Origin of the sequence: Cryobacterium psychrophilum, assembly GCF_004365915.1 — a bacterium.
Taxonomy (GTDB): Bacteria; Actinomycetota; Actinomycetes; order Actinomycetales; family Microbacteriaceae; genus Cryobacterium; species Cryobacterium psychrophilum.
In genome coordinates this window covers 1,639,324-1,663,283 of the sequence record NZ_SODI01000001.1, presented here as the reverse complement: position 1 = coordinate 1,663,283, position 23,960 = coordinate 1,639,324, and the positions used below count along the sequence as shown (strand labels likewise).

Sequence of the window (23,960 nt, the reverse complement as noted above, 5' to 3'; positions counted from 1 at the left end):
TCTTTCTCGATAACGCCCCGTCTCGTTGGTCGAGCCTGTCGAGACCCCGTGACCTCTTTCTCGATAACACTTCCGCGTTCGCTCGCGGCGTGCCTCGAGGACTGCGCGCGCAGCGCGCGGCCTGATTGAATGAAGGGGTGACCGATTCTCTCTCCCCAGACCCTGCCACTCCCACCCAGTCAGAGGCTCTCGCCGCAGCCCTCGCCGCCCAGGACGTGGTGGCGGTCGCCTATGCTCTCCGTAATGACGTGATGATCATCCCGCAACTCGTGGTCAACGGACAGGCCGAGCAGGTGCGCGTCTTCGGTCGCGAGGGGACCGACAAGCGCATGCTCCTGCTTTTCTCCTCCGCGGAGAACTACACCCGAATGGTGCCCGACGATGTGAACCCGCAGGTGATGGTCGGTGACGGCCAATGGCTGCGCGAGTTTCTCACCGTGCACGAGAGCACCCTCGAGATGGTGTTCTTCGACATCGCCGGACCTCACGTCATGCAGGCCGCCCCGGCCGACCTCATGCGTGCGCTCGGTGAGCAGCCAGACGAGGGCGCCGCGCCCGACATCAGCAGCCTCGACTAGACCTAGCGAAAGGCCTCGTCGAGCTCGGCGTCGCGCGGGTCGCGGCCGGTGGTGAGCGCATAAGCGACGGCCGCTTGGATCGAGCCGCTCGCGGCATCCACGTGGGTGCTGAAACCCAGCCGTTTCGCTTCGTTCGCGCGCTGCTTGGCCGCCGACGTGCCCCGAATCTCGCCGGCCAGGCTGATCTCTCCAAACGCCACCACCTCGTGCCCGATGGGCAGCGACGTCATGGCCGACGCGATGGCAAGGGCTATGGCGAGGTCGGCTGCCGGTTCGGTGAGGCGGATGCCGCCCACGGTCGACACGTAGACGTCCATGCCGGAGAGGTCCATGTTGACGCGCTCCTGCAGCACGGCGAGCAGCATGGCCACCCGCGATGCGTCGATCCCGCTCGTGACGCGACGAGGGTTCGGCGCCGAGGTTTTCGTGACGAGTGCCTGCACCTCGACCGGCATCGCGCGCCGCCCCTCCATCGTGATGGTGACACACGTGCCATAAACCGGCTCGGCGCCGCGGCTGAGAAACAGGCCGCTGGGGTCTGGCACCTCTTCGATGCCCTCGCCGGTCATTGTGAAGCAGCCCACCTCGTCGGTTGGTCCGAATCGGTTCTTGAGCGCACGCACGAAGCGCAACGAGGTCTGCCGGTCGCCCTCGAACTGGCACACGACGTCGACCAGGTGCTCCAGCACGCGCGGGCCGGCAATCGAGCCGTCTTTGGTGACGTGGCCGACGAGCAGCACGGGCAGGTCACGGTCTTTGGCCACGCGAATGAGAGTGGATGCCACCTCCCGCACCTGGCTGGGCATGCCCGCCGATCCCTCGGAGAGCGCGCTCGACACCGTTTGCACGGAGTCCACGATGAGCAGGTCGGGCTTGATCGCGTCAATCTGGCCGAGGATGGTGCCGAGGTCAGTTTCGGCGGCGATGTACAGCTCCTCCTGGAGAGCGTTGGTGCGTTCGGCGCGCAGGCGCACCTGGTTCACGGATTCCTCGGCGCTCACATAGAGCACGCGGGACTTGGCTGCCGCCGCCATGGAGGCCACCTCGAGCAGCAGCGTGGACTTTCCGACGCCGGGCTCGCCGCTGAGCAGAATGACGGAACCGGGAACGATGCCACCGCCGAGCACGCGGTCGAACTCGTTGATTCCGGTGGGCCAGTGCTCGGCAGCATCCGTTTGGGCATGCGTGATGGGGCGGGCGATGCCGTCGCCGACGACCGGTGTTGCCTTGAGCGTGCGGATGATGCCCGCCGACTGGCCGGCGTCTTGCACCGTGCCCCACTGCTGGCACTCGCCGCAGCGGCCGGCCCATTTGGGTGTGGTCCAGCCACACTCCGTGCAACGAAAGCTGGAGACGAGTTTGGCCATGTAATCGAGCCTAGCCGCGGCCTCCGACACTCTCGGGCGCGGGGTCATTGGTCATGGCGAAACGGCGGGCGACCCGGGCGGTGAGGGAGGGGAGAAAGGCATCGGCCCACACGCGGTACCCGAGATCATTGGGGTGAAAGAGGTCTTTCGCCACATGTGTCGCGACGCTGCGCAGCCCCGGGCGCTTGGTTGCGGCGTGCAACGGCACCACGGTGAGGCCCCGTTCGGCGGCGACGTCGCGCACGATGCGGTTGGCCACGGCTACCTTGCGTTCGGCTGATGGCAGGTGAAAGCACGGCAGTTCGGCCACGAGCGCGTGGCTTGGAAGCACCTCGAAGACGCGACGAATGCCCGCTTCGAAGAGCACGGCATTCCACTGGGCGATGTCGTTGGCGCCGATGGCGACGGTCACGAGGTCGGGGGAGAGGGCGGCGAAGCGGGGCAGCTGGTCGCGCACGGCTAGCTCGACCGTGGCACCCGACACGCTGAGGTTGATCACGCGCACCGTGCGGCCCGTGCGCGCCCGCACATGGTCGGCGAGGATGCCCACGTAGCTGTTGTTCGGTCGGCTCGCGCCGATTCCCTGCGCCGCGCTGTCGCCGACCGCCACGTAGAGCAGCTCGCCGTCTTCTTTGGCGTGGTCACGCCACCAGAGTGAGTGCACCGGAAGTGTCTCGTTGAGCTCCGCAGCGCTGATCGCCAGTCGCGCGCGAAAGCCCCTGGGCTGCAGTGCTGCGGCGAAGCCGATGCCGACCGCACTGATGAAAGCACGAATGCTGGGACTCAGAATCCTCACGAGCAGAGACTACAGCGAGCGGATGAAACGGTACAGGGAAACTCTCGATTCGCGTGGGGCCGCAGAGTGAACTAAGATCTCTCTCGGTACCGTGTCCGAGCGGCCGAAGGTGCGACTCTCGAAAAGTCGTGTGGGGGAGACTCCACCGTGGGTTCAAATCCCACCGGTACCGCCACGAAAAACCCCCTGCATCCCAGTGTTTCACTGGGGAGTAGGGGGTTCTTCTTTGCCCAGATGGCCGTTTTGGCAACATTTTGGCAACACTTGAAAAAATTTCGGTGTGAAAAACGAGCATCAACGTGATGAAAAGTGGCCGGTCGAGCCTCGTGCTGCGCATAGAGGGAGCACGCTCACGAGGCAGGTCCAGGCCCATTTTTGCCCGCTCGGATCACCGTGAGATAGTGATGAATGATCGAAGTCGACAAGCGAGCCGAACTTTCGAAAAATCGAATGTATCGCTACCGACTTTCCCGAGTGTGGTCTGATGGTCCGCGCGCGACTTTCGTAATGCTGAATCCCTCCACCGCGGATGAGCATTCGGATGATCCAACGCTTCGGCGATGTATCGGATTCTCCCGGCGTTGGGGGCTCGGAGGGCTGAACGTCGTGAACCTCTACGCGTTCCGGGCAACGCAGCCGGCCGACTTGTGGACCGCAGCGGATCCCATCGGTCCAGAGAACGACCGCTATCTGGACGAGGCTGGCGCGAGCGGTGAGGTACTGGTCGCAGCCTGGGGCATGCACGCCAAACCAGAGCGCGTCAGAGAAGTGCTGTCAATTCCTGGATTCGACATGCTTACCTGCCTGCGGACGACGAAGCGAGGGCATCCGAGTCATCCGCTGTATCTGCCGAGCGAACTGACACCGACGTCGTGGCCTGTCTAAGGACATGATCCCCACACGGCCTCCAAACTGATGGGTGGAACGGGGCTCAGTCGATGCTGAGAGTTCGAGCGTCGTCGAGCGCGTCAGCCACTGAGTCGAGATCGTCGTCGAAAAGATCGGCGTAGGTGTCGAGAGTCATGGCTGCCGACGCGTGGCCAAGCATTCGTTGGATGGCTTTCACATTGGCGCCAGCGGAGATGGCCAGGCTCGCTGCGGTGTGGCGTAGATCGTGCAAAGTCATTCGCGGAAACGTGCTGTCGGCAGTCTGCGATTTGCGCACCGCCGACACAAACCAACCGCGCCGGGAATCGGGGCTGCGGACGTAGTCGAGGCCACTTCCAAAAAGCAGCTCGCCGCGACCACGAGTGCCCCCAGTCGAGTCTTTCATGAGTTCGACGAAGAGCGGATTGAGAAACGTTGGATAGGGGACCGCGCGCGCTTGATGCGTCTTGGGTGTGCCGACGTGGATCGTCCCACTAACGCTCACCGCATTTTCGTGCACCTGAATACGCCGTCGCACCGTGTCCACGTCGCGAATTCGCAACGCGGTCGCTTCACCCGAGCGCAACCCGGTATAGGCCAAGGCGAGAACGAGAGTCGAGTGCTTACGGGAGTTTTGTGCGAGCAGCGCGACCTGTCTGTGCGACAGGTATGCGTGCTGGCCCTTCGTCTTACGCGGCAGGGTCACTCCCCGCGCAGGATTCGAGGGAATGCGCCGATCCTTCACCGCAACATCAAGGATCGCGGCCAGCACACCATAGATCCGCAAAACGGTCGTCGCGCTGCGGCCCGCAACCAGCTGCGAGATCCAAATCTGCACGTCGCTGTGGCGAATCTGGCCGACCTTGTAGGTGCCCCAGGTCGGAAGGACGTATCGCCTCCACGCAACCTCAACGGGGTGAAGTGAAGACGGCTTGAGGTGTGTCTGAGATGCCAACCAGTCAGCACCCAACACGGCGATTAGGGCCTTCGAGGCGGTGGCATCGATGTATTCACCGGTAGCCTTCTTGATCTCTATGGCCGACAGGTAGAGCTCGGCGTCTCTCTTCGTTCGGAACCCGCGCTTCTGAGTCTGCAGATGATCGGGACGCCGATAAATCACTCGATAGCGCTTGCCGCTCGTCGTGGCGTAAGACTCGATGCTTCCCATGACCTCACCTCGGGATCGTCAGTGATCGTGAATCTGGTCTTACTATCCTCGGACCCACCGACATCGAGTGGATGCCGCGCTGTTTGCGGATCGCATGAATGCGGTTGCCGATCCGAACTCGTGCCAGAAAGTTCGTCACGCGCACAGATTACAACTGGCGGGCCAGTTCTCTGCGGCTCCCTCGCGACAATGCTTTGGCTTGATTCCAGTGGTTACTGGGCCCAGCCTTCGATGTCCCACCCCGTATCGGCGAGGTAGGTGCTGAGCTGTTTTATGCGACGGTTTGCCTCGGCGAGTTGTTCTTGGGAGGTGTCCCAGATCGGGGGTTCGGTGGTGACTTCGCTGGCGGGGGTGAGCTCTGCTTCGATGGACACGTTGATGGTGAGGCGGCGGCGCTCCCGCAGGCTGGCGATCAGTTCGCGCATGGCCTCGAGTTGCGAGCGTTCCGTGCGCTCGGTGAGGTCTCACGACTTATGCCGACGTCGGCATAAGTCGTGGGACATCTCGAAGCTCAAGGGTCCGGCCACATGGTCGTACTTCTACTTGTATACGATTATCGACATTTACTCGCGGTACGTCGTCGGGTGGATGGTCGCCACCCGGGAGTCCGCCGATCTGGCCGAGCGGCTCCTGCTCGACACGATCGAGAAGCAGAACATTCGCCGTGATCAGCTGACGATCCACTCCGATAACGGGTCCTCGATGGCGTCGAAACCCGTCGCGTTTCTGCTTGCCGACCTGGGCGTGACCAAGTCGCACTCCCGCCCGCATACGAGTAATGACAATCCATTTTCGGAGTCGCATTTCAAAATTCTGAAGTACCGGCCCGAGTTCCCAGACCGGTTCCACAGCCTCGCCGAGGCACGCTCATTCTGCACCGAATTCTACGACTGGTACAACGGTGAACATCGCCACTCCGGCATTGGAATGCACACCCCTGGCGAGTAGCGCTTGATGGTAGCGCCAGTCCGGCGAGTTGGTAGCGCAGTTCTGACGAGGTGGTAGCGGCCCGGTCGGGTTGCCCGGGCCGCCTCCGGTGTTATTCCCAGTAGGTCTCGTGGGCGCGGGCTTGGTCGTTGCGGTGCCTGCGCATGTCGATCTGGCCGAGGTTGATGATTCGGGCGTTGTTGGCGAGGCGGTTCACGATCGAGTCCGCTGCGACCCGGTCAGGCAGCTCGGCAACCCAGTGCGCGGGTCCGGTTTGCGAGGCGATCATTGTCGGGAGCCGGTGTTCGCGGTTCGCGAGGATCGCGAACAGGTCGCTGGCGGCGTCGCTGTCGATGCCGACGGTGAGGAAATCGTCGATGATGAGCAGGTCGATGTTGGAGAGCTCGTTCAATAGCTTTTGGTGGGCGATGCCGTCGCCGCGGGCGATGATGAGCCGTCGGGCGAGGTCGTCCATCCGGAAGTAAAGAACCGAGTGCTCGCTCTGGCAGGCGCCGATGGCCAGCGCGCAGGCGAGGTAGGTTTTCCCGCCTCCGGTGGGCGAGATGATGAGCAGATTCGTCGGATCTGCCCGCCAGGCATGGTCGGCATAGCGACGCATTCTGACCGGTGTGATCCCGCGCCCCTCGCGGTAGTCGACCTCGGCAACCGTCGCGCCCGGGATCGGGAAGGTGGCCTGGCGGATGAGTTTGTCGACCTTGTTGATGCGCCGGGACTCCAGCGCGTCGTCGACGGCGGTGAGGAAGAGCTGCTCGGGGGTGAGGGTGTCGTTGCCCTCGTCCTGGATCAGTTCCTCCAGCCGGGTCGCAACGTGGGTGACGCGAAGGGCCCGGAACTTGTCGTAATCGACGCTGGTGAACATCACTTGCCCTCCTCGCCGCGTGCGTAGTGTGAGGCGTCGCGAACATAAACGTCTGGCATGCTGTCGCGGAAAACGACGGTGCTGACGCGTTTGCGTGTCGAGGCCGCCGGGACGACTGGCCGGGGTTTCTTCGCGTCGCTGTCGATGGCCGCCATCAAACGTTTCAGGGTGGAGTAGGTCGGGTGGGCGCTGCGGTTCACGAGCTCCTGGCAGGCCGCCTCCAACCGTTCCCGGTTGTTCTTGCCGAGCCCGTCGAGGATGTTCTGGCAGGACAGGTAGCCCTGCGCCTCGATCACCTGGCCGTCGAGGATCTGCTCGATCACCGTGACTGTGGCCGGCCCAAAGCTGCGCGCCCGGTCGGTGAACCACCGCCTGGACCACAGCCCGTCGATGTTGCGGTGCTGCGGCGGGACGTGTTCGGGCAGGGTCGAGTATTGGCCTTTGCGGCCCGTCAGCCGAGTGTGTTCGCAGATGCTCTCGTGTCCGTCGAAAATCGTCACTCGGGAAGACGTCAGCCTCACCCGCAGCAGCTTGCCCGCCAGAGCGAAGGGCACGGAATACCGTTGTGTGTCCGCGGTGACGTGGTAGTTCCGGGCGGCCTTGAGCTCCTTCCACTCGACGTCCTCGAACCCGGCGTCGGGCAACGCGCCCAGCAGCTCCCGCTCCTCAGCGTCGAACCTCTCCCACCGGGTCGTGTCGTCGGCGCGGCGGATGTCATGGTTGATCTCCCGCACCCGCACCCGCTCCTGGATCGCAGCATTCAACTCGCTCAGCGTGGTGAAGACATCGTCCTCGAGGTAGCCGATGACGCGTTTGTTGACCACATTCACCGCATTCTCGGCTGATGCCTTGTCGCGCTTATCCCGAATTCGGGATAAGCGCGACTATCCCGAGGATTTTGTTATCCCGAGTTTCAGTCGCGGAGCCTGTGCGTTGGCGGCCTGAGTGGCCATTTCCTCGGGATAATCGCGGCCTGTTTACGCTGGCTCATCTCTATCGATTTTCACTGGAGGTGAGCCAGAGATGAGTGTTTCTATCAGCGATGTGATCGTGCAGGCTGACGCGGCAATTGGTCCGCTGGGACATGCGCCGTCGACGACCATGCAATACCGGTGGGCTTGGTCCCAGTTCGCGAGGTTCTGTTCCCGCGACGGCATCGAGGAGTTCTCCGAGGAGGCTGTTGCCTCGTTTGTCGCCTTCATTGCGGCGGAACACCGGGCTGGCCGGTTCAAGGACTGGAAACACAGGCTTCTTCGCAAGGCTGTTCTGGTCTTGTCCGAGGTGGCACGGACGGGCTCCTACCAGTGGTGTTTGTCTCGCCAGGCTCATCCTAATGATGCGCTGAATGCTGTCTTCCGTCCCGTCCAGGAACAGTTCGAGGTCTGGTTGCAGAGCCAGTCGGTGGCCGTTGCGACCCAGAGTTTGTATGCCACGGTGTCCCGCACCGCGTTGGCGTGGTTGCCCGAACGCGCAGTGGCTGATGCCCAGTCGATATCTGTCTCGGACGTGTCAGCGATGGTGGTGTTCCTCGGCGGCCGGTATCAGCCGGGGAGTATGAGGACGGTGGTGTCGGCGCTGCGCGTGCTGTGTCGATTCTTGGAAGAATCCGGCAGCGTCACCGGACTCTCACACGCGATCCCAGCTCAGATGGTGCGACGTGTCCGCTCGGTGGGAGTTGTCCCAGCCGACGGAATCGACGCGCTGGTGAACTCCACGGATATCTCCACGCCGATGGGTCTGCGGGACAGGGCGCTGTTGCTGCTGGGCGCCAGGACGGGCCTGCGGCCGGTGGACATCGCCGGTTTGCGGTTGCGTGATATCGATTGGGCGCAGGCGAAGATCACCCTCGTCCAACACAAAACGGGGGCGGTGTTGACGTTGCCGCTGCTTGCCGATGTTGGTGAGGCGATCGCGGACTATCTCCTGCACGGCAGACCGGTTGGTGGTGAAGACGATCATGTGTTCCTTCGCTCTCATGCTCCCTACGTCGGCCTTCGCCCATGTGACAGTTTGTATTGGGTGGCCTCACGCGCCTTTGCCCGCAGCGGGACCATCACCCAGAACGGCACGGGCCGCGGGTTCAGAGTATTGCGAGCCTCGTTCGCCACCCGGCTACTCGAGGGCGGAACGCTACTACCGGTGATCTCCGGAGCGCTCGGGCACCGGACGATCGACTCGGCGAAACACTACCTGTCCACCGATGAGACGCGGATGCGGGCCTGTTGTCTGGACTTCGCGGGCATTGCACCTCGAGGGACACGATCATGAGCGGCTTTTACAGCGGTCTGGCCGAGCCATTGCGGTCCCTGCTCGAGGTCAAACACGCGCTCGGGTTGCCCTACGAGGAGTCCGAGCGGCATCTGCATCGTTTCGACCAGATGTGTGCGGAGGACTTTCCCGGCCAGGTGGCGTTAACGAAGGAGATGGCGATGGCCTGGGCCGTCGCCCGGCCCGCAGAACACGTCAACGGCCAGATGCGGCGGATGAGCCCGATCCGGCAACTGGCCAAACACATGAATGGGCTCGGCATGACCGCCTACGTCATCCCGTCAGGAATCCCGGGAAAACAAATCCGTTACCGCCCGCACATCTTCACCCACGAGGAGCTGCGAGCCCTCTTCGACGCCGCCGATACCATCCAGGCCACCAGCTTCGGCGGCAGGCGGGAAGTGATCATCCCGGTAATCTTCCGGATGGTCTACTGTCTGGGACTGCGTCCCAGCGAAGCCCGCACGCTGCACCGCAACGACGTCGACCTGCTTCGTGGCACCGTGAACATTCGGCAGTCCAAGGGCCACAAGGACCGCATCGTGTTCCTGTCCCCGGATTTGCACGAGTACTGCCAAAACTATGACGCCACGATCAGCGCCCACCATCCAGATCGGATGCCGTTCTTCCCCAACCGTTCGGGAAACTTCTATAGCCATTGCACCATCGACTATTGGTTCCAGCAGCTGTTAGGCGCCGCCGATCCGCACATCGCGTCCAGCCCGGGTTCTCCGCCGCGCGTTTATGACCTCCGTCACGCCCACGTGGTCGAGAACATCAACCGGTGGACGGTCGCCGGGAAAGATCCGGAATCGTTGGTGCCCTATCTGAGTTTGCACCTCGGACACAGCAACACCGAAGACACCTGGTACTACTTCCACCTCGCGGCGGATTTCCATCCTGATCTGCGCCGCCTCGCCAACACCGGCATCGAAGGCGCTCTGCCGGAGGCGCCCGATGGCCTCCGTTGAGTTCTTCGCCCTGGTCCGTGCATGGCTGACTATCCATCTGCCGCGGGCCCGCCGGCTCAGCCCGCACACCATCCGCTCCTATAAAACGGCGCTAAACACGCTGCTGGACTTCCTGCGCGAAACCCAGCACCTCACCCTCGCGGAGGTCAGCTTCGAGGCGATCGACCGCGCCACCATCACCGCCTTTTTCACCTGGCTGCTCGACACCCAGCATCTGAGCGTGTCCTCGGCGAACCAACGCCTTGCCGCGATCAAGTCGTTCCTGTCCTATTGCGCTGGCGAGGATCCGGCGCTGGTGTCGATCTGGTTAGGCGTCCGACAGGTCAAACCCGCCCGAATACCCGCGCGGGCACCGGATGGGTTGAGTATGCCTGCCGTCGACGCGTTGATCCGCGCGCCCGGACAGAACACCAACCGGGGCAGGCGAGACACGACTCTAATCCTGCTCATGTTTGACGCCGCAGCACGGATCCAGGAAATGCTGGATCTGACTCCGGCCGATATCGACACCACAGTCGGCGCCGCCCGGGTGACGCTGACCGGCAAAGGCCACAAGATCAGAACTGTTCCCCTGATGGATAAAACTGCGCGCCACCTGGAGCAGTATCTGGCCGAGTTCCATCCCGGCACCCCCGAAGCAGCTTCCCCGTTGTTCTTCACAATCCGGGCGGGCCACCGACAGCAGATGAGCCAGGACAACATCACCTACCTGCTCAACAAACACGCCGCGATCGCACAACAGGAATGTCCGGAGGTCCCGGAGAAGATCCATGCCCACCAGCTGCGGCACGCCCGCGCGATGCAGATGCTGCGCGCCGGGGTTCCTCTTCCCCATATCAAGGAGTTCCTCGGCCACGCCAACATCGCGACCACGAGTATCTACGCGTCAGCGGATAACGAGATGGTGCGTCAAGCGATCCAGAAAGCCGGCAGCGCCAACCCCGAGCTCGCACCGCTTTGGACGGGAGGCGACGATCTCATCCTCCAACTCGCTGGCCTGAAATGATTATCCCGAGGAAATGGTCGCTCAGGCCGCCAACGCACAGGCCTCACGGCCAGAACTCGGGATAACAAAATCCTCGGGATAGTCGCGCGGTTTTTTCACTCTGGCCGGGACAATTGCAGTCTGGTAATGGTCTGCGAGCTGCTGATATCGGGCGTTCACGACCCGCTCCGCGTCGCCCTTATGAGTTTGGTGCGTGGAGGTCGTCGGGTTGTCCGGCACGATAATCTGCGTCACGCCGCCGAAGAACGCGAACGCTTGAACGTGGGCGTCGAGCCAGGCCGGGGACTTCATGTCCGCGTAGGCGCGGCAGAACATCAGCCCCGAGAATGGCAGCACCGCGACGAACAAGATTGCCCGGACCACCTCGCCGGTGATGGTGTCGACGACATCCATCGTGTCGCCGGCCCAGTCCACCAGCATCGCCCGGCCCGGCTCGTGGCGGAGTACCGCCACCAGATCGTGGCTGCGGAGGTAGTCGGTGAACAGGGCGCAGAACTGCGAATACCCGTACTTCTTTCCCGCGTCTTTGGTGTCGACGTATCGGCGCCAGGCCAACAGCAACGTGAAGTGCCGGTTCGCTTTCATCGAGGCCAGCACCCGCGAGAGGTCGGGCTGGTCGTACTCTTCCGACACTTTCCGGCGCCCGTCCGGGAACCATTCCGCGACGTCAGCGTCGGTGATCGCGACCGCCGAGGTCAGACCCCGCTCCTGGACCTCCTGCCGGACCCGGGCCACGTCGCGATGCGAGCACCCCGCGATCTCGACAACCTCGCGGTAACTGCGCCCTTCCAGCAACAGTCCCAATATTTTTCGATAGTCCGCCATGAACCCGCCCTTAGCAATGAAACGACAACGCCGTATGCGTTGTCCTTCCACAGCAGAGCAGTACACCGCCCGGCGGCGCTACCGTGTTCCCGGAAACGTGCTACCAACTCGCCGGACTGCCGCTACCACCAAGCGCTACTCGCCAACCCCGTTCAACGTTCACCACGGCCGCGCACCCGCCATCCAGCACGCTCGTGCCCGCGTTCTCAGGACCGCCTATGCCACGCACCCTGAACGCTTCGTTCGGAAGCTCCCGCAGCCGCCAACATTCCCGACGACGACGTGGATCAACGAACCCGAAAAGGAAGGAACGAACTCAATGACCGGCTAAAGAAACTGACTCATAAAGGTTGACATCTTCCGTATTCGCGTACTCGAATCCAGCGCTACGTGCCGCAACTCCGATCGCAGTGTCCGCACGGTCTACCGCAGAATTCATCCATGTTTGATCGCTGGTTCGGTAGATGAGGCCGCAGTTCTTCTCCTTGTTGAACTCGGGAAAGAAGTGTGGGTAGGACACGACGACGACACGCGCGTTTGGCGCTTTGGCCCGGATGAGCCGGTACAGCTCGATCAGGGACTTCTTCAGCGCGCCTGATTCAAGGGAGGTGAGCTGGCCTTTCAAGCTCGAGCCAAGCTCGTTCTCGCATGTCTTGCTTGTCGTCAGGCTCAATGTCACGCACTTCGTGATGAAATCGCCGAAGCCGAGGTCGTTGCCGATGATGCCGACAGTGACCAGTCGAGTCGAAGTGTCGAGGGCGTTTACCTGTGCGATGCCGTCATTCCACGGCGGACCACTCGTGCTGCTTGGGATGAGCATCGTACTCACGGTCGCGCCGGAACAGGCCCGGAAGTCCAGATCAAGTTTGACGACGCCCTGATCCACAAGGAGGCTCGGGTAAGCGAAGTCAGAGCGGTGGCACTGATTGATCCCATCGACGTTCGTCCCGTCGATGTAGTCAAAGGTTCCTTCGCCGCTCTGGTACGAGTCGCCTAGTGCGACGTATCCGTTGACCAGCGTCCCTCCGTTTCGAACCGAGAAGATGTATCTGCCCCTGACGGAGCTATCTTGCTGGCCGACGTTCAATGGCGTCGGCCCGCCGTCCAGGAAGACGCCGGGCGTACCGGAGCCGGCAAACTCGGTGAAAGTTCCGTCTTGGCCGGTACCGGCGGTGAAACCGACGCGGGCGGAGACGCCCCCAAGTCCTTCGCTACCTCCACTGGCGTCGCCGGTTTCCCAATTGATGGTGTCGTAGTTGAAGACAATGTCGAATGCTCCAACAGCCTTGTCCTGCCGGGAGACCAGGAGAAGCTGGAAGGAGTTGAGTTTGTCGAAATGGTTGGAGAAGTATCCAACGTTGAGCCAGTTCACGCAGAAGGCAGGGCGTCCCTCGTATGTTGTTTCCCCATAGCCGTACTGGACAGGCTGCGAACCGCTGCCTCCGGTATCTACATCAGCAAAGAAGGGAGCGATGAGAGGGACGCTTGCAGACGCGAGTCCGAAGGGCGTGTATGTGCTCAACGGAGCGCCGAAGGAGACGTCGCCGTTGTTGTTGACGTACAGTCCGTCGTAGGTCTGTCCGTAGAAGTCGAGAGAGAACGGCAAGGTCACCTTCGACGAAGACCCGTTTGCGACCTTGCACGTTTCAACCCCCGTTTTGAGATCGCCGCCCAGTCCCCAGCGACTAGTCGGATCATATGGGCGCCCGGCGAACCGACGCCACCCCCCAAAATAGGGTTGGGAGACCCCCTTCCCTATGCCGGAAATCCTTTATTCCGCTGCTCGAACTTGATCCGCGACTCCTATGAGCCCGCAGGAGGTTCCACTTGCGGGCGTCCGCGTCCGGAGTTCAGGTGTTGGGACTTACTTGGGCGATGGCATCTCGACGATGAGTTCGGTGTCTCCTGCCTCCGGTGATGTTCCGATAAATGTCACCGAGCCGCCGTTGGGTCTCGGCCACGACCATTCAATTGACCATTCGGTCCCTGATCCCCCAACCGAGAGTTGGCGATCAAAGTTCACTCCCGGACCATTTTTGGTCAGCGTGACCTCGATGCGGGTCATCATTTCACCAGGCCCTCGCGGCGGTTCCCCTGCGGCTTCCCAACCTTGTGTCTGTTGCACGTGGCGCCAGCGCTGGCCGGCACTCCAGAACTCAGTGGTCAGCTGCTCAGTCGAGCTGTTCGGCACGGCGCGCGCGTGCAGCCACACTCGCTCCTCTGTTAAATCGACCCGTTCGGCAACAACTGTTACTCCCTCGACCTTGCCGAGCACGTGGATTCGGTTGAGCAGTACGGAAAGTCGAATCTCTGTGTCGGGGATCAGGGGATGGTCGGAAACAGACATGACCGAGACTCTAGCGCCCCGCTTTACAAAGCGGCCTTTCCTGGTTGAAGGTCATCGATCAAGGCAATGGACAAAATGGCATCCGATCAATGCCGGAATGTGTGCCAGCAGAGGTTCGGCATGCGGGCGATAGCACGACTGTCGGTGGAAGACTGGAGCAATGGTGTGGCCAGCGCCCCAGCGGGTGGAAACGGAACGGTTCGCGTTGGAACCGGTTTCCGTCAACCATGCTCCAGAGATGGTCGTCGTACTAGCTGACCCATCGCTCTATGAGTTCATCGGCGGAGAGCCGCCCACTCTCGAAGGGCTGGTCCGGCGTTACACCGCCCAATCAGTTGGTGAGTCGGACGACGGATCGCAGTGGTGGCTCAACTGGGTCATCCGAGATAATGCTTCCGGCGCGCTGGTCGGTTTTGTTCAGGCCACCGTTGAAGAAGACGCAGGGAGGCTCAGCGCCGATATTGAGTGGGTCGTGGCACCACGAGCCCAAGGAAATGGTGTGGCTACCGAAGCGACGCGCGGAATGATCCGATGGTTGCGGGAACACGGCGTCGACTCCCTCGGCGCTTTCGTTCACCCTCAGCATCGGGCCTCGGTGGCGGTTGCAAAACATCAGGGTCTCAACCCAACGAGCACGATTCAACAGGGCGAGATTCGATGGGAGCTGAATCCTGCCGGCGTCCGATAGCCGTTCCACCTGCGGGCGCAGGTAGGAGCTACTGAAAGGATAGGGACATGGACCCCGTCTGGCTGCTCGTTGTGCTCATCCTCGTAGTCGTGTTCGCGAGCATCAGCATCGTCGGCGCCCTTCATCGAATTCGGGATGCGAGCGAAAAGACTGTCGCACTTCTCGAGGCGCAGGCTGCTGCTCAAAAGCCTGGGGCGCCATCTCGCTGAGCGTTCCCTTGTGACACTCGACGAGCTCCACCCTGGGATGGCGACTTGCGCGCTCGACCTGCGTCGCTGACCGTCCCGCATGAGCGAGAGCCTGCTGACTGTGCTTGTTCGGCGGGAAGTCCGGCTGGAAGACGTGCTGGACCGTCCTATCTCGGTGGCCGTGGGCCGTAGCCCATGGCTCGGTCGGCGCCGACGTGGAAGAACCAGTATCCGGCGATGAATGCCAGTGGCCACAGCGGGATCCCGATCACGTGAAGGAGGCTATAGACGGCGATCAGGATCGCGGGGGCCGCGTAGTTGTGAACGAGGTTGTATCCGTAGGCTCCGGCCCGGTTGCTGACGGCGTATCCGATGAAGGAAAGGTCGAAGACCAGGAACAACACCGGCAGCCACCACCAGCTGAATCCCCCCAGAATGAAAAGGGTCGCGGCGGACGCAGCGACCGCGGCACCCTCAACCCGGTGGATAGGGCTCACCGGACTGGATGGGGCCTTCGCCGGGTGCTCTGCCTTGGGCGCGGCGCTCCTTTTCATGACCCGGACCAGCTCGCCAAAGCGGTGACGACGCTCGTGACGAGCCTCATGAAGCTGCGTTCCAGGTCCACCGGCAACTCGAAGCCGCCGCTGGTCTCGAGGGCCACAAAACCGTGCAGCGCGGACCGGAGGAAACGGGTGGCGTCTACCGCGTCGTCGTCACGGAGGTCGTAGCCGGCGAGGACGTTGTAGACGACGTCGGCGATCGCGGAGGACACCTTCAGGTCTTCGTCGTCGCCGGGTGCCGGTGCGTGCACCGTCATCGGGTACTGCCCGGGGTGCTCGAGCGCCCAGCGGCGGTACGCGAACGACATCCTCTCGATCGCGTCGTCTCGGGAGCGTCCGATGGCCGCCTGCCCGAGGGCGTGGGCGAGGCTTGCCTTGGCTTGGATCATGATGCCGCGTCGAAGGCCGGGCATCCCCTCGATGTGCTTGTACAGCGACGGGATGCGCACATCGAGGCTTTCGGCCAGAGCAGCGAGGTTGAACCCGGCTGAGCCGCGTTCGTCGAGCATCTGAGCGGCGTGATCGACGACCATGGCCGTGTTTAGTCTGGGCCTAGGCATGGTTCTTCAGGGTGCTGAGGAACCGGATGATGGCGGCCGAGGTGCGTTCCGGTTGCTGCGACTGGGGGTAGTGCCCGGCGTCCGGGACCATCACCGCTTCACCGTGCAGCGTGCGCGCGATCCAGTCAGCTTCTGCCTTTGGGTCCTTGAAATCGGGATCCTTCTCACCCATGACGATGAGGACGGGAGCTGTGACGCGGTCCAGACTGTCGCCGGCCTGGACGTGGTCGGTTCGCGTCGTCAGGCTGAAGGCCCGCGTGTAGCCGGGGCGCCTGATGCTCGCGATCACGTCCTTCTTGTACTGGCTGAAATCGGTCGGCGGCCTTCCTACATAAAGCTTAGGCAGGTACGCCTTCCACGCGGCCGCAGCCCAGGGCCGCGCCATGAGCAGGCGCAGAAACAAGCGTTTGAAGGGGGTGTTGGATGCCGGCTCACGGACGAAGGGCCCCACCAGGACCAGGCCGTTGACAAGCTCCGGGCGATCGGCCGCGGCGATCACCGCCGCTCCTGCCCCCATGGAGTTCCCGATGACGACTGCCGGTGTCCCCAGGTCGTCAAGAAGCGCCACAAGGTCGCTCGCAGTAACGGCATCCCCATAGCTGGAGAACACGCTGCTGCTGTCCCCATGGCCGCGAAGGTCGGTGGTCGCAACCGTGTAGCCGGCGGCAACGAGGGCGGGAGTGAGAAACCGGTAGGTGGATCGAAGGTCGCCCATGCCTGGTACGAGAAGCACGAGCGGCCCGGCGCCCTGGATGTCGTATGCGATTCTGCCTTCCGGCTGGGCAAGGAATCGCGTCGCTGGTGGCGGTGTTGCGTGTTGAGTATTCATGCGGCTAATCTAATTAGCCGCAGGGCTAATGTCAATAGTTCTTTCTTGAAGCGGTTTGGGCGCTGGCCTGGACCTCATCGCCAGGAACGCTTGCGAACACACCGGCATCGGAACAACTCCCATCAGCCGAATGTCACCAACGTCATGACTCAGTACAACTAGGCGCCACCGAATCTTTCGGGCAAGCATCCCGCACTGGGTTCCCTTGTGACACTCGACGAGCTCCACCCTGGGATGGCGACTTTCGCGCTCGACCTGCGTCGCTGACCGTCCGGCTTGCGGGACGCCAGCTTGCAGGACCGAGAGAACTGTCGCAGTGTGGCCGTTGTCGATCAGAATTCGTAGATCGTGGCGAGCTCATCCGACAGCAGCACCGTGTGGGGAAGATCGCGCAGTGCCTCGGCGTCAACCGCGATTCCCCTCAGCCGTGCGGCCTCCGTATATTGTTCCCACGGAAATGAATCCGGTACAGAGGCTTCCGCTTGCACCAGCGTGAGGACCTCTGAAATCACGTCGACTGCGGAGCGTTTCCAGGAGATGGCCTCGATATGCCCATGCTTGAACGAGGACACTCCCCGATCCATATCGAGACGAATCATCGATTCATCGGAGAGGCGCAAATACTGGGTGATCTTCATACTCATGGTTGGCCGGGAGTTTCCTGGAGGCGGATCATCGAGTTCGCAGATGATGACCAGACCAGTCACTGACAGGATGGAAATGTCGAAAGGCAGGCGTTGAACGGGCTCAATGCAGACCGGTCCTCGTCGGATCGGTCCGTATCGACCCCGCTCATCGCTATCCGTCATGCTGGCAGCCTGGGTCCTTCGCGGTTTCCCTAGCGAGTCCGGCGAGAGCGCAATTTCAGGGCTGAAGCGGCGACCATCGTGGCCCCGACGATTGTCGGAGCCACGCTCATCGCGCCGAATGCCACTGCGTTGTATGGATTCAGCGCACCATTGGAAGGAGACCATCCCATTCGTCCGGTTACGGCACACGCGACGACGGCGATGATGACGATGCCGGCAGTCAGACCAACGATCGGCCAGCGCCATCCAACGGCGACCGCGAGTGCGCCGACGATAGCGACTGTGGCCAACATCAGAGGGTTGTTCGTAAAATTGCCTGAGATCTGCAGGGCCGCCACCACTGCCGTGACGTAATAGGTCAATGCCCCCACTACGAGACCAATCCCCAGCGACACGACGATCCTGAGGAAAGCGCGTCCTGTCCCGCTCATCTCAGCGGGCACGTTGGATTCAACCATGATGTCTCCTCACTCCAGCAGCCGTACCATCATCCCGGATTGCACGCCAGGTTGACATCGGGCGTCAAGGATATGCTGGAGGAACCTACTGAATTCTCCGCGTGCCAGGTCGTGCTTCCGGTGTTCACGCAGATCTTCCTCGTTGCCCAGTACGTAGTACTCGACGGGGACACATTGACGGTGTGGAAGTCCCTCTGATGCCACCAGGGCCAGGCAAAGGACGACAGGATGCCGTTCACCGATGCCGTTGCTGAACAGCCTCCACTGAGTCCATATGAGTGGCTCGCCAACGCAACCCCGTTTGAGACGTACGGATTCCCGACGCTCGACGTGGCGGTACACGAGGCAGCGAGGGACTGATGCACAACCACGCCGTCACTGTAGTTCACCTGAACATTCTCCCCGGTCCGCAGCGCGACTCCAGCCGGGAGAGGGATGGGCGTGTGGACCGTTACCGGCTGTTGATTCGCCGATGCCGTCTGTTGGCGCTCCTGCAGCGCGTTGATTGCGGTGGCATCCACCGGCATCCGGTCGGACATTCGATCGATGATTTGATCCACCGCGACAGCATTCGTTCCGTTGTCCGGCGCAGTGTAACTCGCGACGGGGTTCGCTGCCGCTATGGTCATGAAGGCAAGCGCCAGTGCTCCAATAAGCCCTGCGGTCCTCAGAGTTGAAACGTGTTTCATGTTCAATTCCCCCTAGTCTCCTTCAATCTCCCCCCCCTGAGGAAACTGTATGGCGTCAGAATAGCCATGATCCGATGGCGGGTGCAACCAAAAAAAACGGCGTTGATCGGTAGTTGCGTCTCAAGCGCCTCTTGTGGTCCGGCTTTGAGCTATTGAACGCCGCTCGCAGGCGATCGTCGATGCCAGCCCTCCGCTCCCAAAATTCGGACCGACGACTCCGGAGCCCCGGCGACTCAGCTACACGTGCATTCGGCGGTCGGTCACAATCGGTATGAGTAGATGAGTCGGGCGCTGCCTGCTTCGGTGGCCGCGAACTCGGATACCTCGAAGCGAAGCCTCTCGTAAGGGGTTCCTGTAACGGGCCATCGGCCAAGGGATTGGCCGTTGCCAGGGGCGAGTGCGGTTCATCCTTCTCCCGAATTCACTTCAAAAGCGCAACCGTATTCGGATAGGATTTAGTCCTACCGACACCGACACCGACACTGGGAGCGACCATGCGCACGACACGGCAACTGAGCATCACCCTTCCGAACGAGATGGCCGACGCCTTGCGCCAGCGAGTGAGTTCAGGTGCGTACGCAAGTGAGAGCGAAGTCATCCGAGACGGATTGCGCACCTTGTTCGCACGAGACCAGGTGCTCGAATCCTGGCTTCGCGAGGAGGTTGTCAGCGCCTATGACGCGCTCGTGGCTGATCCCTCCGCCGTGGTCAGCGCCGATGACGTGCGTGCGCGGCTTTCAGCGAAGCACGCCGACCAGCAGTGACCCACTATCGGGTCGTATTCCGGCGCGAAGCACTGCAACAACTCGAGGACCTCTACGACTTCATCGCCGACGCCGGCTCTCCCGCCAACGCTGCGGGCTTCGCTGAATCGATTGTCACTTTCTGCGAAGCCCTGTCCGATTTCCCCTATCGCGGTGTGGCGCGGGAAGACCTCCGCCCAGGGTTGCGGACGATTGGCTTTCGGAAACGGGTCGTGATCGCCTTTGTTGTCCTAGAGGAGACCGTGGCCATCATCGGCGTTTTCTACGGCGGTCGCGACCACGAGCAGATTCTCCTCGACAGCAACGAGCGCGCAGATCCGCCCGTTTGAGGTTCCGCTTACGAACCGTTGCGCTCGATGCGGGCGTTCACAGTGCTTCGGTGAGTCGGGCGAGTAGCCGGATGAGGTTGATGTAATCGTCGGGCGGGAGAGCAGTCTGAACTTGCCGCCGGACTCGATCGACGACGGGCGTGAGGTCCGTATACATCTGGGCACCGTAGGTCGTGAGCCGCAGGACCTCGTCCTCTTCATGAACCCAACTGCGCCGTTCAAGTTCTGCCACGACGCCGTGGATCGCGTCAGGTGAGTCGAAGGACTTGAGCGTAGCTACCAGGTCCGTGAGAGTGGACGGCCGCTTGGACAGAGAGCTGAGGACCTGCCATCCCCGGCGGCTCACGTCGGAGCACTCAAGGGCGCGGTCGAAGGCTGCATTCAGTCGGTCGTCCGCTTCCTTGAGCCACCAACCCACTGGACGGCCCAGAAGCTGTTCATCGGTCATCGGCATGGTTATTCTCTTCTCTGCTGCTACCGCGAGTACCTCGCAACGGACATTGCGTCCGCCAAAGCACAGTTGTTGACCCATCTGTCGTTCCGGATCGTTCGGCGACCAGCCAGACAACGCACTGCGAGAGCCGACTCTCCCAGGTGATTGGATTTATACGCCGGCTCACACCCCACGGAGCAACCAGTCATTGTCAGGGTTCCTGCCACCCTCAGGGTCCGGTGCATCCGAAGCCGGTACGGACGTGCTCTGGTCCTCTACTCGCACCCGAGCCGGCAAGGCTCGCGAGCGGTCCCGTGTGACCGCGGCAACTGGACCAGGCTCATCCTCCTGAACGATCTCGTCCGCGTCCATGGTGTTCACCTTCCTCTTGTCAGCCCGCAGCGTCCAACTGGGTGATCCATCCAGCCGACTGCACAGCTTTCCGCCTGAACAACTACCCGCCCCAACGTGGCGGATGGCCGGCCGGCCGCGGAACGGCGCCGTTCAGCCCTGCCGCCGAGTGTACGCCCGCCCTGCAGAAGCACAGGAGGTTCGCTTTCCGGAGACCGCTCGCGTCCGGCGGACAGCAGTGCATCAGGCGCCCTGATGCTGATCAAGAGCGCTTTTGAGGGATCAAGCCGCGACAAATCCGCTCGCTCGTTCGGCGCGTAGGGTGGTCCGCATGATGCCCACGTCGCCGATCCTTGTCTCCGCCGCATCGGCCAGGTCCGCTCCGGACCAAGAAGTCACCGAAGTCATGGCAAAAGCGGACAGCACACCAGGTCCCGGCCTGGTCCCGGAGCTACTGATCACCTCCCTCGAGGCGAGCCTGGATTTCTGGTGCCGCCTTTGCGGATTCGAGGTGCTCTACGACCGCCCCGATGAAGGTTTTGCCTACATCACCAGCGGCACGGCGCACATCATGCTTGAACAAAGAGGATCGGGACGGAACTGGATACCTGCCCCGCTGGAACTGCCTCTCGGCCGCGGGATCAACTTCCAGATCACTGTGGCGTCGATACAACCGCTGTTAGGTGCTCTTGAGGTCGCGAGTTGGGCACTCTTCATGGAGCCGGAGACGAAGTGGTACCGGACCGGCACGACCGAGGCTGGCGTGGCCCAGTTCCTGGTGCAAGACCCGGATGGATACTTGATCCGATTCCAAGCGTCCCTGGGCCGCAGGCCTACCGAGACTGACAGCCTCTAACACTGCAGCCGAACGCCGCTCCGTAGGTGCAAGCTCACTCCGACTTGGTCCGTGGCTCAAGAAGTACGGTGGAACGCATGACCCCAACGATGCCGATCGTCATCTCCGCGACATCACCGACGTCCGCAGAGGCCAAGGACGTGTCACTTCGGTACTATGAGGACATTGTGGGTCGCTACCACGGGCGACCCGCGTCTCGGCAGGAGACTCTGGCCGCCCAGGCCGGATACCCCAGTGACGACCTGGTCGTACCCCTCGGCATCCTTCTGCTGGCCCGCCAAGGAGCCACCGTTCTCGGCTGTGCAGGAATGCGGGTGCGCCCCGGCGACATCGGCGAGGTGACCAGAGTCTTCGTGGAACCGGCGGCGCGCGGTAAGGGCGTGGGACGCCTGCTCATGAAGGAACTGGAAGGCAAATCCCGCGAACTAGGACTCGACGCATTGCGGTTGGACACACGAACGGACCTCGTCGAAGCGCGAAGCCTGTATGCGTCCCTTGGCTACATCGAAGGTGAAGCCCACAACACGGACCCGTACGCGAACCATTGGTTCCGGAAGGAATTGGCGTGAAATCCAGTTCTTGAAGGCCAGCGAAGGGCTTGGTCGGCTTTAGCGCCCGATCAGGGTTCCTCTAATGCAGGGTGCGCCGTCGCCGTGAGAGGCGTCGCGATCGCGTCGAATGAGTCATTCTCCAAGTGGACGAAGTCGTTCATCGATCCCAGACCGTGTGCGGCGATCGTGGGCCGGCTCACCTTCAGTGGCACGATCAACTAGACCGGCACCGACTCGTACCGACTCGCCAGCGCCAGAAAGCAGTCGGAGATCGGGCGGATCAAGTGAAGTTCGAGCCGTGCGACTGCGCACGACGGGCAGCGAGCCTGAATCAGCGGTTAAGGGCTGCTCGAGCGCGTCAGGTCGGATCTTCCACGCGCGGTCCTGCTCTCACGCTGCTCCGTCACGAGGGGGCCTTGGTGAAAGGGGAGGTCATGGCGCTGTGCAGCGCTGCGGATGCGGCGGTGAGGTCGTAGCCCAGTGAGTGGGCGATGGCCGCGTACTCTCTTGCAGCATCGCTCAGGACGGCGAGGCGATCGGGACTGGTCCTGCCTGGAGCGGTTCGTTTGTCCTGTGGGGCGATGGCGGTGCCCTTTTTGCCGTTGGTGGTGACGGTGCCTTCGCGTTCGAGTTCTTTGTAGGCCCGGGCGACGGCCCCGTTGGAGAGTCCGAGGTGGCCGGCGAGTTGCCGGATGGGTGGCAGTTGCGTTCCGGGGGGCAGCGCACCGGTGAGGACGAAGCCGGTGATCTGGCTTCTGATCTGTTCGTAGTGCGGGGTGGGGCTTCGCGTGTCTACAGTGATCTCGATCATCAGTGGGAGCTGTTCCCGGTCGCCGCGGGAAGCGTGACCTCTGGGTGAGTGGTTTCGGCGTCTGAGTTCTCAGTCCGCCGATATCTGGTTGTTCGCTTTGGCTGTATCCAGACGGGCTGCAGCACGGCGTACGCGCACGCTGCGATCCCGATGACGATGAGTGCGAGCCCCGAGATGGACGTGAGGGCGACGAGGTCTTCGTCGACTGAGTAGGAGGAGAGCCGCGCTACCTCGAGAGTTGTGATCTGAACAGCGGGCAGGAGAGCGCCGAGAAGCACTGCTTGGGCACCGAGAGATGCCAAGGCTATGCGGCGGAAGCAGAGGGCGCGGATCATGCCGTCGATCTCCGGTGAGGTACCCGCTGCGGACTGCCTCCGCCCGACCACTGCCCAGCCGGCCACCGCGAGGAGGGTGAGAAGGGCGGACACGCTTGCCGTGATGATGAGAGAGCGCGTACTGATGTCGGGGAGCTCGAAGGGGTTCATGAGAGTCAGATAGGTTGCCGTGTTCCCGGCACGATCCGTGAACACGGCGAGCATCGCCAGCGATAGGACCAGGGTGGTAGACGCCAGGCCGAGGGACAGCCGGAAGACCCGTCTTGTCCACAGTCCTGGGCTGGTGTTGGCGGGGGTGAGACCGGCGCGGCGTTGCTCGCTTCCCCCCAGGCGTGTGGCCGTCCCGACGATGACTGCGACCGCATAACCCACTATGGACAGGTAGAAGTCGACATCACTGATCACCCATGCGATCGCCAGCACGACGATCACGGCACCGCTGGTGACGTTGATGTGTTGCAGGGCGGCTCGCGACGCGATGACGGCCGACTCGGGTACGGCCGGATCTCGAGCTCGAAGCCAAGAGGCAACGCGCGTTGTGGGCGGTGTGGCGATCAGGGGAACCGCTGCGAGGAGCACCGCTAGCGCGGCGACAAAGACGAGTATATGCATAAAACCCTCCGTACCTATGTATCAAGACATAGGTACGTTAGCACGAAGGTGCTTGCGGCCCGCAATCGGGTGGAGTCAATCAAGCCGTCATCGTGAGCCACGCCTAGTTGACACAACCAGAGGGGAGTCCCGTAGAG

The 23,960-nt window shown here is 62.3% G+C and carries 30 protein-coding genes, 1 tRNA gene and 2 pseudogenes; 16 read left to right on the top strand and 17 right to left on the bottom strand.

The window, feature by feature from the left end:
* The first annotated feature begins 137 nt into the window (after nt 1-137).
* Complete coding sequence (locus EDD25_RS07800) at nt 138-578, top strand: dehydrogenase (RefSeq protein ID WP_134172775.1); 441 nt, start codon at nt 138-140, stop codon at nt 576-578.
* 2 nt (nt 579-580) lie between these two features.
* Here the strand turns inward: EDD25_RS07800 and radA are convergent, their stop codons facing one another.
* Together radA and EDD25_RS07790 are read right to left on the bottom strand one after the other, a co-directional pair.
* Nucleotides 581-1,945 (bottom strand): DNA repair protein RadA, encoded by a 1,365-nt coding sequence (gene radA, locus EDD25_RS07795; RefSeq protein WP_134172774.1) that lies wholly within the window; start codon nt 1,943-1,945, stop codon nt 581-583.
* A gap of 10 nt (nt 1,946-1,955) precedes the next feature.
* Nucleotides 1,956-2,741, bottom strand: coding sequence for an SGNH/GDSL hydrolase family protein (locus EDD25_RS07790; RefSeq protein WP_241986339.1), 786 nt, complete (start codon nt 2,739-2,741; stop codon nt 1,956-1,958).
* Between the two features lie 85 nt (nt 2,742-2,826).
* Here EDD25_RS07790 and EDD25_RS07785 point away from each other — a divergent pair.
* Nucleotides 2,827-2,916 (top strand) — tRNA-Ser (locus EDD25_RS07785).
* Nucleotides 2,917-3,149: 233 nt separating this feature from the next.
* Nucleotides 3,150-3,626 carry a DUF1643 domain-containing protein gene (locus EDD25_RS07780; RefSeq protein WP_134172772.1) on the top strand — a complete coding sequence of 159 codons (477 nt, stop codon included), beginning with the start codon at nt 3,150-3,152 and terminating at the stop codon, nt 3,624-3,626.
* Nucleotides 3,627-3,672: 46 nt separating this feature from the next.
* Here EDD25_RS07780 and EDD25_RS07775 read toward each other — a convergent pair whose 3' ends face one another.
* Together EDD25_RS07775 and EDD25_RS17500 are read right to left on the bottom strand one after the other, a co-directional pair.
* Nucleotides 3,673-4,776 carry a tyrosine-type recombinase/integrase gene (locus tag EDD25_RS07775; RefSeq protein WP_134172771.1) on the bottom strand — a complete coding sequence of 368 codons (1,104 nt, stop codon included), beginning with the start codon at nt 4,774-4,776 and terminating at the stop codon, nt 3,673-3,675.
* A 212-nt stretch (nt 4,777-4,988) separates the two neighbouring features.
* On the bottom strand, nt 4,989-5,201 hold the full coding sequence (locus EDD25_RS17500; protein ID WP_166671238.1) for a hypothetical protein: 213 nt from the start codon (nt 5,199-5,201) through the stop codon (nt 4,989-4,991).
* A 67-nt stretch (nt 5,202-5,268) separates the two neighbouring features.
* Here EDD25_RS17500 and EDD25_RS07770 point away from each other — a divergent pair.
* Nucleotides 5,269-5,715 (top strand): annotated as a pseudogene (locus tag EDD25_RS07770) (transposase); the annotation flags it as partial.
* A gap of 100 nt (nt 5,716-5,815) precedes the next feature.
* Here the strand turns inward: EDD25_RS07770 and EDD25_RS07765 are convergent.
* Both EDD25_RS07765 and EDD25_RS07760 read right to left on the bottom strand, forming a co-directional pair.
* Nucleotides 5,816-6,583 (bottom strand): ATP-binding protein, encoded by a 768-nt coding sequence (locus tag EDD25_RS07765; RefSeq protein WP_134175133.1) that lies wholly within the window; start codon nt 6,581-6,583, stop codon nt 5,816-5,818.
* The gene (locus EDD25_RS07760; protein ID WP_134172177.1) at nt 6,583-7,407 is read right to left on the bottom strand and encodes a Mu transposase domain-containing protein; all 825 of its coding nucleotides are present in this window, start codon (nt 7,405-7,407) and stop codon (nt 6,583-6,585) included. The genes EDD25_RS07765 and EDD25_RS07760 overlap by 1 nt, the downstream gene beginning before the upstream one ends.
* Nucleotides 7,408-7,606: 199 nt before the next feature.
* Between EDD25_RS07760 and EDD25_RS07755 the strand changes: the two genes are divergently transcribed.
* Genes EDD25_RS07755 through EDD25_RS07745 form a run of 3 tightly spaced genes read left to right on the top strand, consistent with a single transcriptional unit; the run spans nt 7,607 to nt 10,828 of the window.
* Entirely contained in the window at nt 7,607-8,851 is a 1,245-nt protein-coding gene (locus EDD25_RS07755; RefSeq protein WP_134172178.1) for a tyrosine-type recombinase/integrase, read from the top strand.
* Nucleotides 8,848-9,822 carry a tyrosine-type recombinase/integrase gene (locus EDD25_RS07750; RefSeq protein ID WP_134172179.1) on the top strand — a complete coding sequence of 325 codons (975 nt, stop codon included), beginning with the start codon at nt 8,848-8,850 and terminating at the stop codon, nt 9,820-9,822. The genes EDD25_RS07755 and EDD25_RS07750 overlap by 4 nt, the downstream gene beginning before the upstream one ends.
* Nucleotides 9,809-10,828: a tyrosine-type recombinase/integrase gene (locus EDD25_RS07745; protein WP_134172180.1), complete on the top strand. Its 1,020-nt coding sequence runs from the start codon at nt 9,809-9,811 to the stop codon at nt 10,826-10,828. Before EDD25_RS07750 ends, EDD25_RS07745 begins: the two co-directional genes overlap by 14 nt.
* Before the next feature lie 21 nt (nt 10,829-10,849).
* Here the strand turns inward: EDD25_RS07745 and EDD25_RS07740 are convergent, their stop codons facing one another.
* The 3 genes from EDD25_RS07740 to EDD25_RS07725 form a co-directional block, all read right to left on the bottom strand.
* Nucleotides 10,850-11,653, bottom strand: a complete 804-nt coding sequence (locus EDD25_RS07740) for a DDE-type integrase/transposase/recombinase (RefSeq protein WP_134172181.1) — start codon at nt 11,651-11,653, stop codon at nt 10,850-10,852.
* A gap of 316 nt (nt 11,654-11,969) precedes the next feature.
* Nucleotides 11,970-13,259, bottom strand: coding sequence for a nidogen-like domain-containing protein (locus tag EDD25_RS07730; RefSeq protein ID WP_134172768.1), 1,290 nt, complete (start codon nt 13,257-13,259; stop codon nt 11,970-11,972).
* 258 nt (nt 13,260-13,517) lie between these two features.
* Entirely contained in the window at nt 13,518-14,000 is a 483-nt protein-coding gene (locus EDD25_RS07725) for a hypothetical protein (protein ID WP_134172767.1), read from the bottom strand.
* 160 nt (nt 14,001-14,160) lie between these two features.
* Here EDD25_RS07725 and EDD25_RS07720 point away from each other — a divergent pair, with 160 nt between their 5' ends.
* Complete coding sequence (locus tag EDD25_RS07720; protein ID WP_134172766.1) at nt 14,161-14,688, top strand: GNAT family N-acetyltransferase; 528 nt, start codon at nt 14,161-14,163, stop codon at nt 14,686-14,688.
* Nucleotides 14,689-14,735: 47 nt separating this feature from the next.
* Entirely contained in the window at nt 14,736-14,897 is a 162-nt protein-coding gene (locus EDD25_RS17495; RefSeq protein ID WP_166671236.1) for a hypothetical protein, read from the top strand.
* Nucleotides 14,898-15,043: 146 nt separating this feature from the next.
* Here EDD25_RS17495 and EDD25_RS07715 read toward each other — a convergent pair whose 3' ends face one another.
* From EDD25_RS07715 to EDD25_RS07695, 5 genes are all read right to left on the bottom strand, one after another.
* Nucleotides 15,044-15,373 carry a DUF4260 family protein gene (locus EDD25_RS07715; protein WP_166671235.1) on the bottom strand — a complete coding sequence of 110 codons (330 nt, stop codon included), beginning with the start codon at nt 15,371-15,373 and terminating at the stop codon, nt 15,044-15,046.
* Between the two features lie 53 nt (nt 15,374-15,426).
* Entirely contained in the window at nt 15,427-15,969 is a 543-nt protein-coding gene (locus EDD25_RS07710; RefSeq protein ID WP_166671234.1) for a TetR/AcrR family transcriptional regulator, read from the bottom strand.
* Nucleotides 15,970-15,988: 19 nt separating this feature from the next.
* On the bottom strand, nt 15,989-16,825 hold the full coding sequence (locus tag EDD25_RS07705) for an alpha/beta fold hydrolase (protein WP_134172763.1): 837 nt from the start codon (nt 16,823-16,825) through the stop codon (nt 15,989-15,991).
* Nucleotides 16,826-17,157: 332 nt separating this feature from the next.
* A complete protein-coding gene (locus EDD25_RS07700; RefSeq protein WP_134172762.1) occupies nt 17,158-17,634 on the bottom strand; it encodes a hypothetical protein in 477 nt (158 codons plus the stop codon).
* A 29-nt stretch (nt 17,635-17,663) separates the two neighbouring features.
* Nucleotides 17,664-18,092, bottom strand: coding sequence for a hypothetical protein (locus EDD25_RS07695; protein ID WP_241986506.1), 429 nt, complete (start codon nt 18,090-18,092; stop codon nt 17,664-17,666).
* A gap of 72 nt (nt 18,093-18,164) precedes the next feature.
* On the opposite strand from EDD25_RS07695, the gene EDD25_RS18180 reads away from it, so the two are divergent.
* The 4 genes from EDD25_RS18180 to EDD25_RS07685 all read left to right on the top strand — a co-directional run bounded on the left by EDD25_RS18180 (nt 18,165) and on the right by EDD25_RS07685 (nt 19,874).
* Complete coding sequence (locus EDD25_RS18180; RefSeq protein WP_277871696.1) at nt 18,165-18,290, top strand: hypothetical protein; 126 nt, start codon at nt 18,165-18,167, stop codon at nt 18,288-18,290.
* Nucleotides 18,291-18,320: 30 nt separating this feature from the next.
* Nucleotides 18,321-18,452, top strand: coding sequence for a hypothetical protein (locus EDD25_RS18175; protein ID WP_277871695.1), 132 nt, complete (start codon nt 18,321-18,323; stop codon nt 18,450-18,452).
* An 823-nt stretch (nt 18,453-19,275) separates the two neighbouring features.
* Complete coding sequence (locus EDD25_RS07690) at nt 19,276-19,545, top strand: ribbon-helix-helix domain-containing protein (protein ID WP_134172761.1); 270 nt, start codon at nt 19,276-19,278, stop codon at nt 19,543-19,545.
* Nucleotides 19,542-19,874, top strand: coding sequence for a type II toxin-antitoxin system RelE/ParE family toxin (locus EDD25_RS07685; RefSeq protein ID WP_134172760.1), 333 nt, complete (start codon nt 19,542-19,544; stop codon nt 19,872-19,874). The genes EDD25_RS07690 and EDD25_RS07685 overlap by 4 nt, the downstream gene beginning before the upstream one ends.
* A gap of 37 nt (nt 19,875-19,911) precedes the next feature.
* Here the strand turns inward: EDD25_RS07685 and EDD25_RS07680 are convergent, their stop codons facing one another.
* Complete coding sequence (locus EDD25_RS07680) at nt 19,912-20,322, bottom strand: MarR family winged helix-turn-helix transcriptional regulator (RefSeq protein ID WP_166671233.1); 411 nt, start codon at nt 20,320-20,322, stop codon at nt 19,912-19,914.
* A gap of 667 nt (nt 20,323-20,989) precedes the next feature.
* On the opposite strand from EDD25_RS07680, the gene EDD25_RS07670 reads away from it, so the two are divergent.
* The 3 genes and pseudogenes from EDD25_RS07670 to EDD25_RS17740 all read left to right on the top strand — a co-directional run.
* Complete coding sequence (locus tag EDD25_RS07670) at nt 20,990-21,514, top strand: bleomycin resistance protein (RefSeq protein WP_198418881.1); 525 nt, start codon at nt 20,990-20,992, stop codon at nt 21,512-21,514.
* Nucleotides 21,515-21,591: 77 nt separating this feature from the next.
* Nucleotides 21,592-22,083: a GNAT family N-acetyltransferase gene (locus EDD25_RS07665; RefSeq protein WP_134172757.1), complete on the top strand. Its 492-nt coding sequence runs from the start codon at nt 21,592-21,594 to the stop codon at nt 22,081-22,083.
* Nucleotides 22,084-22,176: 93 nt separating this feature from the next.
* Nucleotides 22,177-22,287: pseudogene (locus tag EDD25_RS17740) on the top strand (IS21-like element helper ATPase IstB); the annotation flags it as partial.
* Nucleotides 22,288-22,468: 181 nt separating this feature from the next.
* Here the strand turns inward: EDD25_RS17740 and EDD25_RS07655 are convergent.
* Both EDD25_RS07655 and EDD25_RS07650 read right to left on the bottom strand, forming a co-directional pair.
* The gene (locus EDD25_RS07655; RefSeq protein ID WP_175183013.1) at nt 22,469-22,876 is read right to left on the bottom strand and encodes a GntR family transcriptional regulator; all 408 of its coding nucleotides are present in this window, start codon (nt 22,874-22,876) and stop codon (nt 22,469-22,471) included.
* Nucleotides 22,876-23,823: a hypothetical protein gene (locus tag EDD25_RS07650; protein WP_134172756.1), complete on the bottom strand. Its 948-nt coding sequence runs from the start codon at nt 23,821-23,823 to the stop codon at nt 22,876-22,878. Before EDD25_RS07650 ends, EDD25_RS07655 begins: the two co-directional genes overlap by 1 nt.
* Nucleotides 23,824-23,960 lie beyond the last annotated feature (137 nt).

Bases quoted from the DNA above. Each gene is read 5' to 3' on its own strand.
- EDD25_RS07670 (WP_198418881.1), top strand. From the start codon at position 20,990: ATGATGCCCACGTCGCCGATCCTTGTCTCCGCCGCATCGGCCAGGTCC.
- EDD25_RS07690 (WP_134172761.1), top strand. From the start codon at position 19,276: ATGCGCACGACACGGCAACTGAGCATCACCCTTCCGAACGAGATGGCC.
- EDD25_RS07755 (WP_134172178.1), top strand. From the start codon at position 7,607: ATGAGTGTTTCTATCAGCGATGTGATCGTGCAGGCTGACGCGGCAATT.
- EDD25_RS07700 (WP_134172762.1), bottom strand. From the start codon at position 17,634: ATGACGGATAGCGATGAGCGGGGTCGATACGGACCGATCCGACGAGGA.
- EDD25_RS07725 (WP_134172767.1), bottom strand. From the start codon at position 14,000: ATGTCTGTTTCCGACCATCCCCTGATCCCCGACACAGAGATTCGACTT.
- EDD25_RS07710 (WP_166671234.1), bottom strand. From the start codon at position 15,969: ATGGTCGTCGATCACGCCGCTCAGATGCTCGACGAACGCGGCTCAGCC.
- EDD25_RS07695 (WP_241986506.1), bottom strand. From the start codon at position 18,092: ATGGTTGAATCCAACGTGCCCGCTGAGATGAGCGGGACAGGACGCGCT.
- EDD25_RS07655 (WP_175183013.1), bottom strand. From the start codon at position 22,876: ATGATCGAGATCACTGTAGACACGCGAAGCCCCACCCCGCACTACGAA.
- EDD25_RS07775 (WP_134172771.1), bottom strand. From the start codon at position 4,776: ATGGGAAGCATCGAGTCTTACGCCACGACGAGCGGCAAGCGCTATCGA.
- EDD25_RS18175 (WP_277871695.1), top strand. From the start codon at position 18,321: ATGCCGTTCACCGATGCCGTTGCTGAACAGCCTCCACTGAGTCCATAT.
- radA (WP_134172774.1), bottom strand. From the start codon at position 1,945: ATGGCCAAACTCGTCTCCAGCTTTCGTTGCACGGAGTGTGGCTGGACC.
- EDD25_RS07780 (WP_134172772.1), top strand. From the start codon at position 3,150: ATGATCGAAGTCGACAAGCGAGCCGAACTTTCGAAAAATCGAATGTAT.
- EDD25_RS17495 (WP_166671236.1), top strand. From the start codon at position 14,736: ATGGACCCCGTCTGGCTGCTCGTTGTGCTCATCCTCGTAGTCGTGTTC.
- EDD25_RS17500 (WP_166671238.1), bottom strand. From the start codon at position 5,201: ATGCGCGAACTGATCGCCAGCCTGCGGGAGCGCCGCCGCCTCACCATC.
- EDD25_RS18180 (WP_277871696.1), top strand. From the start codon at position 18,165: ATGCTGGAGGAACCTACTGAATTCTCCGCGTGCCAGGTCGTGCTTCCG.
- EDD25_RS07650 (WP_134172756.1), bottom strand. From the start codon at position 23,823: ATGCATATACTCGTCTTTGTCGCCGCGCTAGCGGTGCTCCTCGCAGCG.
- EDD25_RS07720 (WP_134172766.1), top strand. From the start codon at position 14,161: ATGGTGTGGCCAGCGCCCCAGCGGGTGGAAACGGAACGGTTCGCGTTG.
- EDD25_RS07740 (WP_134172181.1), bottom strand. From the start codon at position 11,653: ATGGCGGACTATCGAAAAATATTGGGACTGTTGCTGGAAGGGCGCAGT.
- EDD25_RS07680 (WP_166671233.1), bottom strand. From the start codon at position 20,322: ATGACCGATGAACAGCTTCTGGGCCGTCCAGTGGGTTGGTGGCTCAAG.
- EDD25_RS07765 (WP_134175133.1), bottom strand. From the start codon at position 6,583: ATGTTCACCAGCGTCGATTACGACAAGTTCCGGGCCCTTCGCGTCACC.
- EDD25_RS07665 (WP_134172757.1), top strand. From the start codon at position 21,592: ATGACCCCAACGATGCCGATCGTCATCTCCGCGACATCACCGACGTCC.
- EDD25_RS07745 (WP_134172180.1), top strand. From the start codon at position 9,809: ATGGCCTCCGTTGAGTTCTTCGCCCTGGTCCGTGCATGGCTGACTATC.
- EDD25_RS07705 (WP_134172763.1), bottom strand. From the start codon at position 16,825: ATGAATACTCAACACGCAACACCGCCACCAGCGACGCGATTCCTTGCC.
- EDD25_RS07750 (WP_134172179.1), top strand. From the start codon at position 8,848: ATGAGCGGCTTTTACAGCGGTCTGGCCGAGCCATTGCGGTCCCTGCTC.